Source organism: Actinomadura sp. 3N407 (genome assembly GCF_052245875.1).
In the GTDB taxonomy this organism is placed as follows: domain Bacteria; phylum Actinomycetota; class Actinomycetes; order Streptosporangiales; family Streptosporangiaceae; genus Spirillospora.
Genome location: NZ_JBQQBP010000004.1, coordinates 55,036 through 69,482, shown reverse-complemented (window position 1 = coordinate 69,482; position 14,447 = coordinate 55,036). Strand labels below are relative to the sequence as shown.

The window sequence follows — 14,447 nt, the reverse complement described above, 5'->3', positions numbered from 1 at the left end:
GTCCCAGGTCCAGGCCGGACGAAGACTATTCAGCCAGTCGCCAGCCCGACTTCTTCCGGAAGCCCAGTGAGCACCATCAGTCATCAGACGTATCCCTTCACGCCGGGGGCCGAGGACAGGACCGACCTGCTCCTCATCGACGACGACCCCTCCGACGTCCTCATGGTCGAGAAGATGCTCGCCGAGAGCGGCATGGACGCAGAGATCACGGTCGCCGGCGACCTGGCCACCGCGAGGCGCGTGCTGACCCGGCGCACCCAGTGCATCATCGTGGACCTGTCCGCCCCCGGGCTCGACCGGCTCGACGGGCTGCGGCAGGTGCTCGCCCTCTCCGGCCCGGCCGCCGTCGTCGTCCTCACCGGCCTGGACGACGCCCACCTCGGTGTGCAGGCCGTCGCCGCCGGCGCCGAGGACTACCTCGTCAAGCAGGAGGTGGACCCGCCGCTGCTGGCCCGCGCCATCCGCTACGCCATCGAGCGCAAGCGCTCGGAGGAGACCGAGCGGCGGCTCGTCGAGGCCCGCATCCTCGGCCGCGAGAACGCCCGGCTGGAGCGCGGCCTGCTGCCCGTCCCGCTGATCGACGACCCGTCGCTGCGGCACCACACCCGCTACCGGCCCGGCCGGCGCCGGGCGCTGCTCGGCGGCGACTTCTACGACACCGTGCAGACCGAGGGCGGCGCGGTCCACCTGGTGATCGGGGACGTCGCCGGGCACGGTCCCGACGAGGCGGCCCTCGGCGTCCAGCTGCGGATGGCGTGGCGGACGCTCGTGCTGGCCGGGCACACCGGCGACCAGCTCCTCGGCACCCTCGACACGGTCCTCGGCCACGAGCGCCGCAGCGAGGAGATCTTCACCACCCTCTGCATGATCACGATCGCGCCGTCGCGGCGGACCGCCCGGATGCACCTGGCCGGCCACCCCGCGCCGCTGCTGTTCCGCGAGTCCCCGGGGGAAGGCGGCTCCGGCGACGCCGCCGGCCGCGAGGTGACGGCGCTCCCCGAGTACGCGCACGGCCCGGCGCTCGGCCTGGTGCCCGGCGCCGAGTGGCCCACCACCGAGATCGATCTCGGCGAGTCCTGGTCGCTGATGCTCTACACCGACGGCCTGATCGAGGGGAAGGTCGGCGCGGGCTCGGACCGGCTCGGCACCGACGGCCTCGTCGACCTGGCTCGCGCCGCCCGCGGCGGCGGCGCCACGGGACGGTCCCTCATCGACGAGCTGGTCACCGAGGTCGAGCGCCTCAACGGCGACGCCCTGACCGACGACCTCGCGGTGCTGCTGCTGTCGCGGCAGGACGATCCGGTCGGCGCGGGCCGCCCGTCGCACTTCTGACGCGCCCGCCCTGACCCGTCAATGTCGTCTGGATCACGCAGGGAGCGGGTTCCGGAACGTCCTGTGAAGTCACTCACCGCACCGTCCATCACGAAACGGGCTCAACGCCCGTTCTGCTTGCGTCCATAGCCTGCGGCTATCGAAACGAGCGCGCTGATGACTTGGAACTCTCGGCCCAGGTCGACATAGCTTTCAGAGGTGGCTATAGCGATACCTGCGATCTACCGATCGACCGTCGGCAAGAAGGCCGTCATGGCGGTGACCGGCGGCATCCTCGTGCTGTACCTGGTCGCGCACATGGTCGGGAACCTGAAGATCTTCTACGGCGCGGAGGACTTCAACCACTACGCGCACTGGCTGCGCACGATGGGCGAGCCCGCCGTGCCGTACCGGACCGTCCTGACCCTCATCGAGGTCGTGCTGGTGGTCGCCATCGTCCTGCACATGTGGTCGGCGGTGTCGCTCGCGCGCCGCGCCTCGGCCGCCCGTCCCGTCAAGTACCGGTCGAAGAGGAAGTCGCACGCGCAGGGCTATGCCACACGCACGATGCGGTACGGCGGCGTCATCATCGCGTTCTACGTCGTCTGGCACCTGCTGGACCTGACGTTCTTCGTCGTGAACCCGCTGGGCGCCGACGACACCCCCTACCAGCGGATGGTCGCCGACTTCGACCCGTCCCGCTGGTACATCACCGTCTGGTACGTCGTCGCGCTCCTGCTCGTCGGCCTGCACCTCCACCACGGCATCTGGAGCGCGTTCCAGACCCTCGGGCTGCGCGGCCCGCGCAGCGACCGCCTCCTGCGCGGCCTCGCCGGAACCGTCGCCGCACTGGTGACGCTCGGCTTCATCGCCGTCCCCGTCTCCATCACGTTCGGATGGGTGAGCTGACCATGACCGACAGCTTCTACAAGTCCGGCGAGCCGATCGCCGACACCAAGGCGCCGGCGGGCGCCATCGAGGACCGCTGGACGACCCGCAGGTTCGAGGCCAAGCAGGTCAACCCCGCCAACAAGCGCAAGAAGAAGATCATCATCATCGGGACGGGCCTGGCGGGCGGCTCGGCCGGCGCCACCCTCGGCGAGGCGGGCTACCACGTCCAGCAGTTCTGTTTCCAGGACTCCCCGCGCCGCGCCCACTCGATCGCCGCGCAGGGCGGCATCAACGCCGCCAAGAACTACCGCAACGACGGCGACAGCGTGTACCGGCTGTTCTACGAGACGGTGAAGGGCGGCGACTTCCGGTCCCGCGAGTCGAACGTGTACCGGCTCGCCGACATCTCCCGCACCATCATCGACCAGTGCGTCGCGCAGGGCGTCCCGTTCGCCCGCGAGTACGGCGGGCTGCTCGACAACCGCTCGTTCGGCGGGACGCAGGTCTCCCGCACCTTCTACGCCCGCGGGCAGACGGGCCAGCAGCTGCTCCTCGGCGCCTACCAGGCGCTGATGAGGCAGGTCGACGCCGGCAACGTCGAGCTGTACCCGCGGCACGAGATGCTCGACCTGATCATGGAGGACGGGCGGGCCCGCGGCGTCGTCGTCCGCGACCTGATCAACGGCGAGATCAAGAACTACACCGCCGACGCGGTCGTGCTCGCGTCCGGCGGCTACGGCAACGTGTACTTCCTGTCCACGAACGCGATGGGCTCGAACGTCACCGCGTCCTGGCGCGCCCACCGGCACGGCGCGCTGTTCGCCAACCCGTGCTACACGCAGATCCACCCGACGTGCATCCCCGTCAGCGGCGACCACCAGTCCAAGCTGACGCTGATGTCGGAGTCCCTGCGCAACGACGGACGCGTGTGGGTGCCGAAGGAGCGCGGCGACACGCGCAGGCCGTCCGACATCCCCGAAGACGAGCGCGACTACTACCTGGAGCGCATCTACCCGTCCTTCGGCAACCTCGTCCCGCGCGACATCGCGTCCCGCGCCGCCAAGAACGTCTGCGACGAGGGACGCGGCGTCGGCCCCGGCGGCCTCGGCGTCTACCTCGACTTCGCGGACGCCATCGAGCGGCTCGGCCGCGACAAGGTCGAGGCCAAGTACGGCAACCTCTTCGACATGTACGAGCGCATCACCGGCGAGAACCCGTACGACACGCCGATGCGCATCTACCCCGCCGTCCACTACACGATGGGCGGGCTGTGGGTGGACTACGACCTGGAGTCCAGCATCCCCGGGCTGTTCGTCATCGGAGAGGCGAACTTCTCCGACCACGGCGCGAACCGTCTCGGCGCGTCCGCGCTGATGCAGGGCCTCGCCGACGGCTACTTCGTCCTGCCGAACACCATCGGCGACTACATCGCCCGCACCGGCCTCGGCCCCGTCGCGGGAACCGCGGTCGTGGAGGCCGAGGAGCGGGTGAAGTCGCAGATCGACAGGCTGCTGTCGGTCGACGGGGACCGTTCCGTCGACTCCTTCCACCGCGAGCTCGGCCACCTCATGTGGGAGTACTGCGGGATGGAGCGCACCGAGGAGGGGCTGCGCAAGGCCCTCGACCTCATCCCGGCGCTGCGCGCGGAGTTCTGGGAGCGCGTCAAGGTCACCGGCAAGGGCGAGGAGCTCAACCAGCAACTGGAGAAGGCGGGCCGCGTCGCCGACTTCTTCGAGCTGGCCGAGCTGATGGTCATCGACGCGCTGCACCGCACCGAGTCCTGCGGCGGCCACTTCCGGGCCGAGAGCCAGGACGAGGACGGCGAGGCCAAGCGCGACGACGTCAACTTCGGCTACGTCGCCGCCTGGGAGTGGGCCGGGGAGGGCGAGCAGCCCGTCCTCCACAAGGAGGCCCTGAACTTCGAATACGTCAAGCCGAGCCAGAGGTCGTACAAGTAATCATGAAGCTCACACTGCGCGTCTGGCGCCAGAGCGGTCCCCGGGACAAGGGGAGGATGGTCGAGTACGAGCTCGACGACATCTCCCCCGACGCCTCGTTCCTGGAGATGCTGGACGTCCTCAACGAGAAGCTCATCGCGTCCGGGGAGGAGCCCGTCGCGTTCGACCACGACTGCCGCGAGGGCATCTGCGGCATGTGCTCCCTCGTCATCAACGGGACCCCGCACGGCCCGGAGCGCGCCACCACGACCTGCCAGCTCCACATGCGCAAGTTCGAGGACGGCGAGGTCATCGACGTCGAGCCGTGGCGGGCCAAGGCGTTCCCGGTCGTGAAAGACCTGGTCGTCGACCGCTCGGCCTTCGACCGGATGATCCAGGCGGGCGGCTACATCACCGCGCCGACCGGCACCGCCCCCGAGGCGCACGCGACGCCCGTCCCGAAGCCGGACGCCGACCGCGCGTTCGAGGCCGCCGAGTGCATCGGCTGCGGCGCGTGCGTCGCGGCCTGCCCGAACGGCTCGGCCGCGCTGTTCCTCGGCGCCAAGATCACCCACCTCGGGCTGATGCCGCAGGGGCAGCCGGAACGCTGGGACCGGGTCGTGTCGATGCTGGAGACCCACGACGAGGAGGGCTTCGGCGGCTGCACCAACACCGGCGAGTGCACCGTCGCCTGTCCGAAGGGCATCCCGCTGGACGTCATCGGACAGCTCAATCACGACTACCTGAAGGCGGCCGCGGGCGGCAAGAAGCGCTGACCCGGCGCCTTCGCAGGCCCCTCGACCAGGCCCCGCCCGGAAAACCGGGCGGGGTCTTTCGCGCCGGCCTTCTACTGTGGACGCATGACGATCACGCTGGTCCCTTACCACCAGGACGAACGGCTGCCCGCCTCGTCCTTTCCTCTGCCCGGTCCGGAGTTCATCCCGGTGACGCGGGAGCTGCCGGAGGGCGACATCTGGGAGCGCCTCGCCGCGCTCTTCGAACTGGTCTCCGCCGAGGTCGCCGACCAGGTCACCGGTGGGACGAGGCCGTCGGTGGTGTCCGGTGACTGCCTGGTCGCCGAGGCCGTCCTCGCCGGCGTCCAGCGGGCGGGCGTGGACGCCTCCATCGTCTGGTTCGACGCGCACGGCGACATCCATTCGCCGGAGAGCTCCACGTCCGGCTATCTCGGCGGGATGCCGCTGCGGCAGATCATCGGCGACCACCCCGAGCTGCTCGCGGACCGGCTGGGGCTGCGCCCGCTGGCCGAGGAGCGCGCCGTCCTGGTGGACGCCCGCGACCTCGACCCGGCCGAGGCGGAGTTCCTGGCCACGTCGAAGGTCCGGCGCTGCCCGGTGGACGACGTCGTCCTGCCCGGCGGGCCGCTCGTCCTGCACGTCGACGTCGACGTGATCGACGAGAGCGAGCTGCCCGGCCTGAAGTACCCGGTCGGGGGCGGGCCGTCGTATGACGCCGTGCTCGCGTCGGTGCGGCGCGTCATCGCGACCGGCCGTGTGGCGGCGCTGGACATCGCGTGCCCCTGGCATCCGCCGGAGGGCGACGACGACACGGTCCGGGCCCGCCTTCTGAGGGACCTCCTGACCGCCTGATCCGGCCACGCGGACGTGCGCGCGATCGCCCGATCAGGATGCGATCTTGCAGTACGGTGTGCACGTGCATAAGCCAGTGCATCAGCATGGGCCGATGCACGGTATCGCTGAGGCGTCGCTCGCGGTGCACCGGTCGATTCTGTGCGTGGACGTCCAGGGCTACGGGGGCCGGACGAACTGGGACCAGCTCGCCGTGCGCAGCGGCCTGTTCAAGGCCCTGCCCGAGGCCCTGGTCGATTCCGGCGTGCCCGAAATGTCCTTTGAGTGGGAGGACCGCGGTGACGGCGCGCTCGTCCTCATCGACCCCGACGTGCCGAAGGAACGGCTGGCCGGGCCGTTCCCGCTGAAACTGGCGGGCCTGATCGAACGGCACAACAGCAGCGCACCGCCGGGGGCGCGCATCAAGATCCGCGTCGCCGTGCACGCCGGGGAGGTCCACTACGACGACCACGGCGTCACCGGCACCGCGATCACCAAGGCATGCCGGATGCTGGACGCCGGGCCGCTCAAGGACGCCCTCGCCGGCTCCCCCGGCGTCATCGCGCTGATCGCGTCCGATTGGTTCTACCAGGAGGTCGTCCGGCAGTGCCCGACATGCGACGCCCCCGCATACCGTCCCGTGGACGTCTCTGTCAAGGAGACCCGCGCCCGCGGATGGGTACGGCTCCCGGACACCCGCGCCGGCGCCACCCGCACCCTGCGCCTCCTGTCCCTGCACCCCGGCACGGAGATCTCCGTCCCGGCCGCCGCCGCCCTCCTCGACGTCCCCGCGGACGAGACCCGCGCCCTGCTCGGCGACCTCTCCCTGGACGAGCGCGCCGAGGGCCGCTACCGCGTTCCCGCGCTCCACCCGGGGCTCACCGAGGACGAACGCGCGGACGCCGTCCGGCGCGTCCTCGCCTGGTACCTCGGCACCGCCGACAACGCCCGCCGCGTTCTCTCCCCCGACCGCATCACCGCGACGCTCACGCTGCCGGACACCCCATGCCGCCCCCTCGAATTCACGTCGGCGGACGAGGCCCGCGAATGGTGCGAGGCCGAGCGGCTCAACCTGATCGCCGCCGCCCGCGTCGCCGCCGACGAGGGCCACCACGACATCGCGTGGCGGCTCCCCCTCGCCCTGTGGACGTTCTTCTTCCTCCGCAGCCCGTGGACCGACTGGATCGAGGCGCTCCGCACCGGCCTCGCGTCCGCCGAGCACGTCGGCGACGACCGCGGCATCGCCTACGCCCTCGCCGGGCTCGGCCACGCCAGCCAGCACCGCTGGCGCTACGAGGAGTCGGTCGGCTTCTTCACCGCGTCCCGCGACGTCTTCCACCGGCTCGGCGACCGGCGTGGCGAGGCCTGGGCGCTGCACGGCCTCGGCTACGCCTGCCGCCGCCTCCAGCGGTTCCGCGAGGCGGTCGACCACCACCGGAGATCCGCCCAGTTGGCCCGCGAAGCCGGGGAACACCACAGCGCCGGCCTGGCCCTGACCGCCCTCGGGTACGCGTACGCGGGCCTCAGCGAGTTCACCACAGCGCTCGGCTGCTTCGAACAGGCCCACGCCATCGCCGCCGAACCCCGCGCCAGAGGCTGGGCCCGGCACGGTCTCGGCTACTGCCGCCACGGACAGCGCGACTTCGACGCCGCCATCGCGCACTACGAAAAGGCCCTCGACGCCTTCCGCGAGGCCGGCGACCGTCCGGGCCAGGGCGAAACCCTCTACAACCTCGGCCGGGCCCACCTGCACATGGGACGCCGTGACGCCGCCCGCGACTGCTGGATCAGGGCCCTCGCCATCTTCGAAGACCTTCAGACACCCCAGACGGCAGGCGTCCTCGCCCGCCTCCGCTCCCTCGCCGACGACGGAGCACGTGACCCTGCGTTCTAGTCGTTGACGAGGGTTTCGACGCCGGCCGGGAGGCTGCCGGCCAGACCGGCTTCCACCAGGAACGTTTCCAGGGTGTTCTGGAAGGCGCGGGCGGCGTGGGTCAGCTCTACGTCCTTGCGGTGGGCGAGCGCGATCGTGCGGAGCAGGCCGGGGCCGTGGCGGCCGCGGCGCGCCTCGTCGTCGGCCAGGACGAGCGGGGTACCGCGCAGGCCGGGCCGTCCCGCGAGGACCATGCTCGGGACGACCGCGATGCCCAGACCCACCTCGACGAAGCGCAGGACGGCGTCCATTTCGCCGCCCTCCACCGCGAACCTGGGCTCGAACCCGGCGGCCCGGCAGGCGCTGATGGTCGCCTCACGCAGGTCGTAGCCGGGACGGAACATCACCAGCGGACGGTTCCGCAGATCCTCGATGCGCAGGTACGAACGGCGCGGCAGCTGCGCCGCCTTCAGGGAACCCGCCGGGATGCCCGTGCCGGCACCCGTCGGGGAGGCCACCACCAGGAACTCGCGCAGTATGGGGGTGGTGTCCAGTGGCGGGTCACCCTGCAGCGGGAGGATGACCAGGGCCATGTCCAGGGAGCCGCGGGTCAGCTCCCGGACCAGATCACGCGAGCCGCCCTCCTCGACGAGGAGCTGAATCCCCGGGTACGCGTCGTGGAAACGGCGCAGGACGTCCGCCAGTAGGCCCGCGCAGAGGGACGGTGTGGCGCCGAGCCGTACCCGGCCGCGTCTGAGGCCGGCGAGCTCCTGCACTTCCAGGCGGGCGGTGTCGACATCGGCCAGGATGCGTTTGGCCAGCGGCAGCAGAGCCTCACCGGCGGGCGTCAGGGTGATGTTGCCCCGGGCACGGCTGAACAGGGAGACGCTCAGCTCGGCTTCCAGCGCGCGGATCTGCTTCGACAGCGAAGGCTGCGCCACCCGCAGGATCTCGGCGGCCTGCGTGAAGTGGCGTACCTCCGCGACCGCGACGAAGTAGGCGAGCTGCTGCAACTGCATCCTGCACAGAGTACGGGTCGCCGGTCCGCGCGCTCGCACGCGGGCGCCGGCTCAGCGGGCATGGCGGCGGAGGGCCTGCAGGTCATGGACGATCAGGCGCCGCCGTCCCGTCTCGATCCACCCGTGCGCGCGTAACGTCCGGAGCGCCTTGCTGACCGCCTCACGGGACGCGCCGACCCAGCCGGCCAGCTCCTCCTGCGACAGGTTCAGCGTGATGCGGACGCTCTCGCCGCCCTCCCCCGGACCCGTCCGGCGGTCGTACGGCACACCGAACCGCTCGGCCAGCTCGACGAGGCGCTGCGCGACACGGCCGGTGGCGTCGAACATGCCGAACTCGGCGCGTTTGCGGTCGGCGTCACGCCACCGCTGGCACAGCATCCGCATGATGATGATGGAGACGCGGCCGTGGGCCTGCAGGAACGCCATGAACTCGTCCGCCGTGACCGCGATCGCCCGCACCGGTTCGAGGGCGGCGACCGACGCCGAACGCGGCAGCCCGTCGATCGCTGCGACCTCGCCCAGGAGCGCCCCCGGGCCGCGCACCGCGAGCAGCGCCTCGCCGCCCTGCTCACGGTAGGAGAACGCCTTGACCCGGCCCTTCAGCAGGACGGCGACCCAGCCGGGCTGCTCCCCCTCGACGAACAGCGTGTCCCCCCGTTCGAAGTCGCGGACGCGGCCGCGGGACTCCAGGTCCGCACGTTCCGCCGAGGTGAGATCGGCAAGGAACGAACCCGGTTCGAGGGCGCTCATGCCCACCACGCTAAAGGGCCCCGGGCTTTCCGTGGCCCCGGAGGACAATCACGAATCCATCACGCGTTGTGTGCACTATTCCCTGTTCGAATTTCCGGAGGTGCACGAGTGTTGGCCGCGGCGTGTGCGGTCGGCAGGCCGTCCAGCGTCCACGGCGTTCAAGGGAACGGCGGAACGGCGGGCGGCGGTCCGGGGGCACGCCGCCCGCCGTGCTCCGGGAGCGCCGCTTGCCAGAGCGCCGTTCCCACGGCGGAACGTGAACGTCCCCCGCCGCGCGGGGCGGTGGGGGACGTTCACGAAAAGGCACCGGGGACGGCCGGGGGCCGTCAGGCGGACGGGGTGTCCTGGCCCTTCCTGACGATGCCGAGCTTGCTGCCGAGCCACACCACCGGGTCGTACTTGCGGCCCACGACCCGCTCCTTCATCGGGATCAGGGCGTTATCGGTGATCTTGATGTGCTCGGGGCAGACCTCGGTGCAGCACTTGGTGATGTTGCAGAAGCCGAGGCCGTGGTCGTCCTGCGCGATGTTGCGCCGGTCGGCCACGTCCGCCGGGTGCATCTCCAGCTCACCGATCCGCATCAGGAAACGCGGGCCGGCGTAGTTCTCCTTGTTGTCGTCGTGGTCGCGGATGACGTGGCAGACGTCCTGGCACAGGAAGCACTCGATGCACTTGCGGAACTCCTGCGAACGCTCCACGTCCTCCTGCTGCATGCGCAGCTCGCCGGGCTTGGCGTCGCCCGGGTCGAACGACGGGATCTCCCGCGCCTTCCGGTAGTTGTACGACACGTCCGTGACCAGGTCGCGGATGACCGGGAACGTCAGGATCGGCGTGACCGTCACCGTCTCTTCCGGGTCGAACGTCGACATCCGGGTCATGCACAGCAGCCGCGGCATGCCGTTGATCTCCGCGGAGCACGAGCCGCACTTGCCCGCCTTGCAGTTCCACCGGACGGCGAGGTCGGGGGCCTGCGTCGCCTGCAGCCGGTGGATGATGTCGAGGACGACCTCGCCCTCGTTCACCTCGACGGTGTAGTCGACGAGCTCACCGTCGCCGTCGTCACCGCGCCAGACCTTGAACTTGGCCTCGTAGCTCATCGGTCGCCCTCCTCGTCCTTCTCCTCGGCGGCGTCCGCGGCGGTCGCGCCGGACCCGGCCGCCGCCTCCGCCTCCTCGGCCTTGGCTTCCTCGGCCAGTTCCGCCGGCAGCTCCTCGGCGGTCAGGTACTTCTTCAGCTCGTCGTTCTCGAACAGTTCGAGCAGGTCGTCGCGCATCGGCGTCATCTCCTGCCGCTTCAGCCCGACGTGCGGGGAGGACGGGTCGCCGGCCAGCGAGCAGACCAGGTTGATCTTCCGCCAGTCCGCCGACATCTCCGGGTAGTCGTCGCGGGTGTGGCCGCCGCGGCTCTCCTGCCGCTCCAGCGCCGCCTTGGCGACCGCCTCCGACACCAGCAGCATGTTGCGCAGGTCCAGCGCGAGGTGCCAGCCCGGGTGGTAGCCGCGGCCGTCGCCCACCGCGACGGGGTCGACGCTGACGTTCGCGATCCGCTCACGGAGCTTCCCGAGCGCCTCCAGGGCCTGCTTCAGCTCCTCTTCCTTGCGGATGATGCCGACCAGCTCGTTCATCGTCTGCTGGAGCTCGGCGTGAACGGCGTAGGGGTTCTCGCCGCCCTCCCGCTCGAACGGCGCGAGCGCCTCCGCCGTGGCCGCCTCGATCTCGGCGGCGGAGGCGGCGGGACGCTCCGGCAGCCCGTCCACGTACTCGGCCGCGCCGAGCCCGGCCCGCCGGCCGAAGACCAGCAGGTCCGACAGCGAGTTGCCGCCGAGCCGGTTCGAGCCGTGCATGCCGCCGGAGACCTCGCCCGCGGCGAACAGCCCCGGCACCAGCGCCGCCCCCGTGTCGGGGTCGACCTCCACGCCGCCCATCACGTAGTGGCAGGTCGGGCCGACCTCCATCGCCTCCTTGGTGATGTCGACGTCCGCCAGCTCCTTGAACTGGTGGTACATCGACGGGAGCCGCCTGACGATCTCGGCGGCGCCGCCGGGCATCCGGTCGACGACGGTGAGGAACACCCCGCCGTGCGGCGATCCCCGCCCGGCCTTCACCTCCGAGTTGATCGCGCGGGCCACCTCGTCACGCGGCAGCAGCTCGGGGGGACGCTTGTTGTTCGCGGGGTCGTCGTACCAGCGGTCGCCCTCCTCCTCGGTGGTGGCGTACTGGTCCTTGAACACCTCGGGGATGTAGTCGAACATGAACCGCTTGCCCTCGGAGTTCCGCAGGACGCCGCGGTCGCCGCGCACCGACTCGGTCACCAGGATGCCCTTGACGGACGGCGGCCAGACCATGCCGGTCGGGTGGAACTGCACGAACTCCATGTTCAGCAGCGTCCCGCCCGCCAGCAGCGCCAGCGCGTGGCCGTCCCCGGTGTACTCCCAGGAGTTGGACGTGACCTTGAACGCCTTGCCGATCCCGCCGGTCGCCAGCACCACGGCGGGCGCCTCGAACACGACGAACTTGCCGGTCTCGCGGACGTAGCCGAACGCGCCGCAGATCTTGCCGTCGTCGTCCTTCAGAAGCCGGGTGACCGTCGTCTCGGACCACACCTTGAGGTTGGCCTCGTAGTCGCCGTGCTCGGCGTGGTCCTCCTGCTGGAGGGCGACGATCTTCTGCTGGGCGGTGCGGATCAGCTCCAGGCCCGTCCGGTCGCCGACGTGCGCCAGCCGCGGGTACTCATGCCCGCCGAAGTTGCGCTGGCTGATCTTGCCGTCCTTGGTGCGGTCGAACAGCGCGCCCCACAGCTCCAGCTCCCAGACCCGGTCCGGGGACTCCTTGGCGTGCAGCTCGGCCATCCGCCAGCTGTTCATGAACTTGCCGCCGCGCATCGTGTCGCGGAAGTGGACCATCCAGTTGTCGCTGTCGTTGACGTTGCCCATCGCGGCCGCGGCCCCGCCCTCGGCCATCACCGTGTGGGCCTTGCCGAACAGCGACTTGGAGATGATCGCGGTCTTCTTGCCCTGGAGGCGCGCCTCGATCGCCGCGCGCAGCCCGGCACCGCCGGCGCCGATCACCACGACGTCGTACGAGTGCCTCTCGATCTCAGTCATGATTCCTTGGCCTCAGTTGAAGATACGCAGGTCGGAGATGGTCTCGCTGGCGACCAGCATCACGTAGAGGTCGGCCACCACCAGCGAGCCCAGCGTGATCAGCGCGTATGTGCCGTGCCGCTCGTTGATCTTGGACACCCAGCCCCACATCCGGTACCGGAACGGGTGCTTGGAGAAGTTCTTCAGCCGCCCGCCGACGATGTGCCGGCACGAGTGGCACGACAGGGTGTACAGCCAGAGCAGGATCACGTTCCCGACCAGGATGAGCGTGCCGAGCCCGATGCCGAACCCGCCGTCCTTGCCATGGAAGGCGAGGATCGCGTCGTAGGTGTTGATCAGGGAGATCAGGACGGCCGCCATGAAGAAGTAGCGGTGCAGGTTCTGCCCGATCAGCGGGAAGCGCCGCTCCCCGGTGTACTTGGCGTGCGGCTCCCGCACGGCGCACGCGGCCGGCGACGCCCAGAACGAGCGGTAGTACGCCTTGCGGTAGTAGTAGCAGGTCAGCCGGAACAGCAGCAGGAAGGGCAGCGAGATCGCCGCGAACGGGATCCAGCCGCGGGTGCCCGCAGGGAGGAACGTCCCGAACTCCGCCGCGCTGCCGGTATGGCCGTTCACCGTCACGTTGTTGCAGATGTCGTTCAGGCACGGCGAGTAGAACGGCGTCAGATAGTGGAACTCCGGCACGTAGAACGCGGCGCCCCAGAAGGCCCGGATGGTCGCGTACACCACCCAGGCCGTGAAGATCACGAAGATCGACACCGGATACAGGCGCCAGTTGTCCTTGCGGAGCGTACGTTCCTTGAACTGGGCGCGCGATTTCGCCGGCGCCTCCACAGTGCTCATCGATCGCTCTCCTGAGCTCGGGTCGTCGTGGCCCCGTACCACGGTCTGAGCGCACTCGTTCGGCCGTCGCGCCCCCGGCCGCCGGCCTCGTGCGCGTGAGCCGCCGGCCCATGCGCCAGAGCCGATGGCCATGCGTCCCGGCCCGGGCCGCCTGACGGCGACCGGAAGCCGTGCCGCATGCGGGCGGTGACGCCTCGTGTGCGCTTCTAGCGAAGCGACCCTACGCCACCTTCCGGGAGCTGTGACATACACAACAGGCAGACCCGCATGTGAGCCTGACCACAGACTTTAGTCCTCTGACGGCCCATCGGCACCGGCCGCCATCCATAACCAGTTGTTATGGCCCAGGGGAATCGAGACGAGCGCACAACGGCATGACCCGTCCGGTCGTCTCCGGGCCCGCCCGCGAACGACCCGGACCCGCTCACGGAGCGTAAGGGTGGGGTGCCCCGGACTACGCCTGGCCGAGGATCGTCCGGACGAAGTGGGCCTCCGCCTCGCTCGCACGGCCGTTGCCGTACACGCGCAGGACCTCCGCGAGATCCGGATAGCGCTCGGCGATCAGCTCGGCGGCGGCCTCGATCTCGGCCGCGGAGGCGACCTCCCGCAGAACGGTCTGGACGAGGCGGGCCGACTCGGCGGGACGCCGGGCGCCCGCGGCCGCGTCGCCCGCCGCCCGCTCGCCGGAGGCGCGGGGATGCTCGCCGGAGGCACGGCCGGACGGGACGCGCTCGGGGGTGGTGAGGCGCAACCCCGTGGTGGTGGCCGCCGACTCGGCCCGGATCTCCTCCAGGCGTTCCTTGATCTCGGCGGCGGTCATCGCGTCGAACGCGGGCCCGGAGACGAGTTCCTCGACCGCCATCAGCCGGTGCAGCACGGCCGGGTTGCTGATCTTCGCCCGCTGGCCGGACATCAGCTGGGAGAGCATCGGCGCGGACAGGCCGAGCACGCCGGCCAGGCCGGACTGCGAGAGCGCGAGCCGGTCGAGGAGCGGGCGGACGCGGTCGCCGAGCGGCTCGCCGTACCACTCGGTCTGCAGCGCGCGGTTCCGGACCACCGTGTCCTCGGCGACGGTCAATCCCATCAACCCCTTGACGATTCGCAAGTGCAAACGTTAGATTCGCGGACGCATAC

The 14,447-nt window shown here is 70.6% G+C and carries 12 protein-coding genes; 6 read left to right on the top strand and 6 right to left on the bottom strand.

Going from position 1 to position 14,447, the window contains the following annotated elements; genetic code table 11:
• Nucleotides 1-66: 66 nt before the first annotated feature.
• The 6 genes from ACTWPP_RS10970 (at nt 67) to ACTWPP_RS10945 (ending at nt 7,619) form a co-directional block, all read left to right on the top strand.
• The gene (locus ACTWPP_RS10970) at nt 67-1,332 is read left to right on the top strand and encodes a PP2C family protein-serine/threonine phosphatase (protein WP_443104073.1); all 1,266 of its coding nucleotides are present in this window, start codon (nt 67-69) and stop codon (nt 1,330-1,332) included.
• A 198-nt stretch (nt 1,333-1,530) separates the two neighbouring features.
• Nucleotides 1,531-2,220: a succinate dehydrogenase cytochrome b subunit gene (locus tag ACTWPP_RS10965; RefSeq protein WP_443104072.1), complete on the top strand. Its 690-nt coding sequence runs from the start codon at nt 1,531-1,533 to the stop codon at nt 2,218-2,220.
• 2 nt (nt 2,221-2,222) lie between these two features.
• A complete protein-coding gene (locus tag ACTWPP_RS10960) occupies nt 2,223-4,160 on the top strand; it encodes a fumarate reductase/succinate dehydrogenase flavoprotein subunit (RefSeq protein ID WP_443104563.1) in 1,938 nt (645 codons plus the stop codon).
• Nucleotides 4,161-4,162: 2 nt separating this feature from the next.
• Nucleotides 4,163-4,915 (top strand): succinate dehydrogenase/fumarate reductase iron-sulfur subunit, encoded by a 753-nt coding sequence (locus ACTWPP_RS10955; protein WP_443104071.1) that lies wholly within the window; start codon nt 4,163-4,165, stop codon nt 4,913-4,915.
• 84 nt (nt 4,916-4,999) lie between these two features.
• On the top strand, nt 5,000-5,746 hold the full coding sequence (locus ACTWPP_RS10950; protein WP_443104070.1) for an arginase family protein: 747 nt from the start codon (nt 5,000-5,002) through the stop codon (nt 5,744-5,746).
• Nucleotides 5,747-5,840: 94 nt separating this feature from the next.
• A complete protein-coding gene (locus ACTWPP_RS10945) occupies nt 5,841-7,619 on the top strand; it encodes a tetratricopeptide repeat protein (RefSeq protein ID WP_443104069.1) in 1,779 nt (592 codons plus the stop codon).
• Here ACTWPP_RS10945 and ACTWPP_RS10940 read toward each other — a convergent pair.
• The 6 genes from ACTWPP_RS10940 to ACTWPP_RS10915 form a co-directional block, all read right to left on the bottom strand.
• Complete coding sequence (locus ACTWPP_RS10940; RefSeq protein ID WP_443104068.1) at nt 7,616-8,617, bottom strand: LysR family transcriptional regulator; 1,002 nt, start codon at nt 8,615-8,617, stop codon at nt 7,616-7,618. The two genes, ACTWPP_RS10945 and ACTWPP_RS10940, sit on opposite strands and share 4 nt — an antisense overlap.
• Nucleotides 8,618-8,668: 51 nt before the next feature.
• Nucleotides 8,669-9,367 carry a Crp/Fnr family transcriptional regulator gene (locus ACTWPP_RS10935; RefSeq protein ID WP_443104067.1) on the bottom strand — a complete coding sequence of 233 codons (699 nt, stop codon included), beginning with the start codon at nt 9,365-9,367 and terminating at the stop codon, nt 8,669-8,671.
• A gap of 326 nt (nt 9,368-9,693) precedes the next feature.
• Nucleotides 9,694-10,464, bottom strand: coding sequence for a succinate dehydrogenase/fumarate reductase iron-sulfur subunit (locus ACTWPP_RS10930; protein ID WP_443104066.1), 771 nt, complete (start codon nt 10,462-10,464; stop codon nt 9,694-9,696).
• The gene (locus tag ACTWPP_RS10925) at nt 10,461-12,470 is read right to left on the bottom strand and encodes a fumarate reductase/succinate dehydrogenase flavoprotein subunit (RefSeq protein WP_443104065.1); all 2,010 of its coding nucleotides are present in this window, start codon (nt 12,468-12,470) and stop codon (nt 10,461-10,463) included. The genes ACTWPP_RS10930 and ACTWPP_RS10925 overlap by 4 nt, the downstream gene beginning before the upstream one ends.
• Before the next feature lie 12 nt (nt 12,471-12,482).
• On the bottom strand, nt 12,483-13,313 hold the full coding sequence (locus ACTWPP_RS10920) for a hypothetical protein (protein ID WP_443104064.1): 831 nt from the start codon (nt 13,311-13,313) through the stop codon (nt 12,483-12,485).
• Nucleotides 13,314-13,767: 454 nt separating this feature from the next.
• Nucleotides 13,768-14,418, bottom strand: coding sequence for a hypothetical protein (locus tag ACTWPP_RS10915; RefSeq protein ID WP_443104063.1), 651 nt, complete (start codon nt 14,416-14,418; stop codon nt 13,768-13,770).
• Nucleotides 14,419-14,447 lie beyond the last annotated feature (29 nt).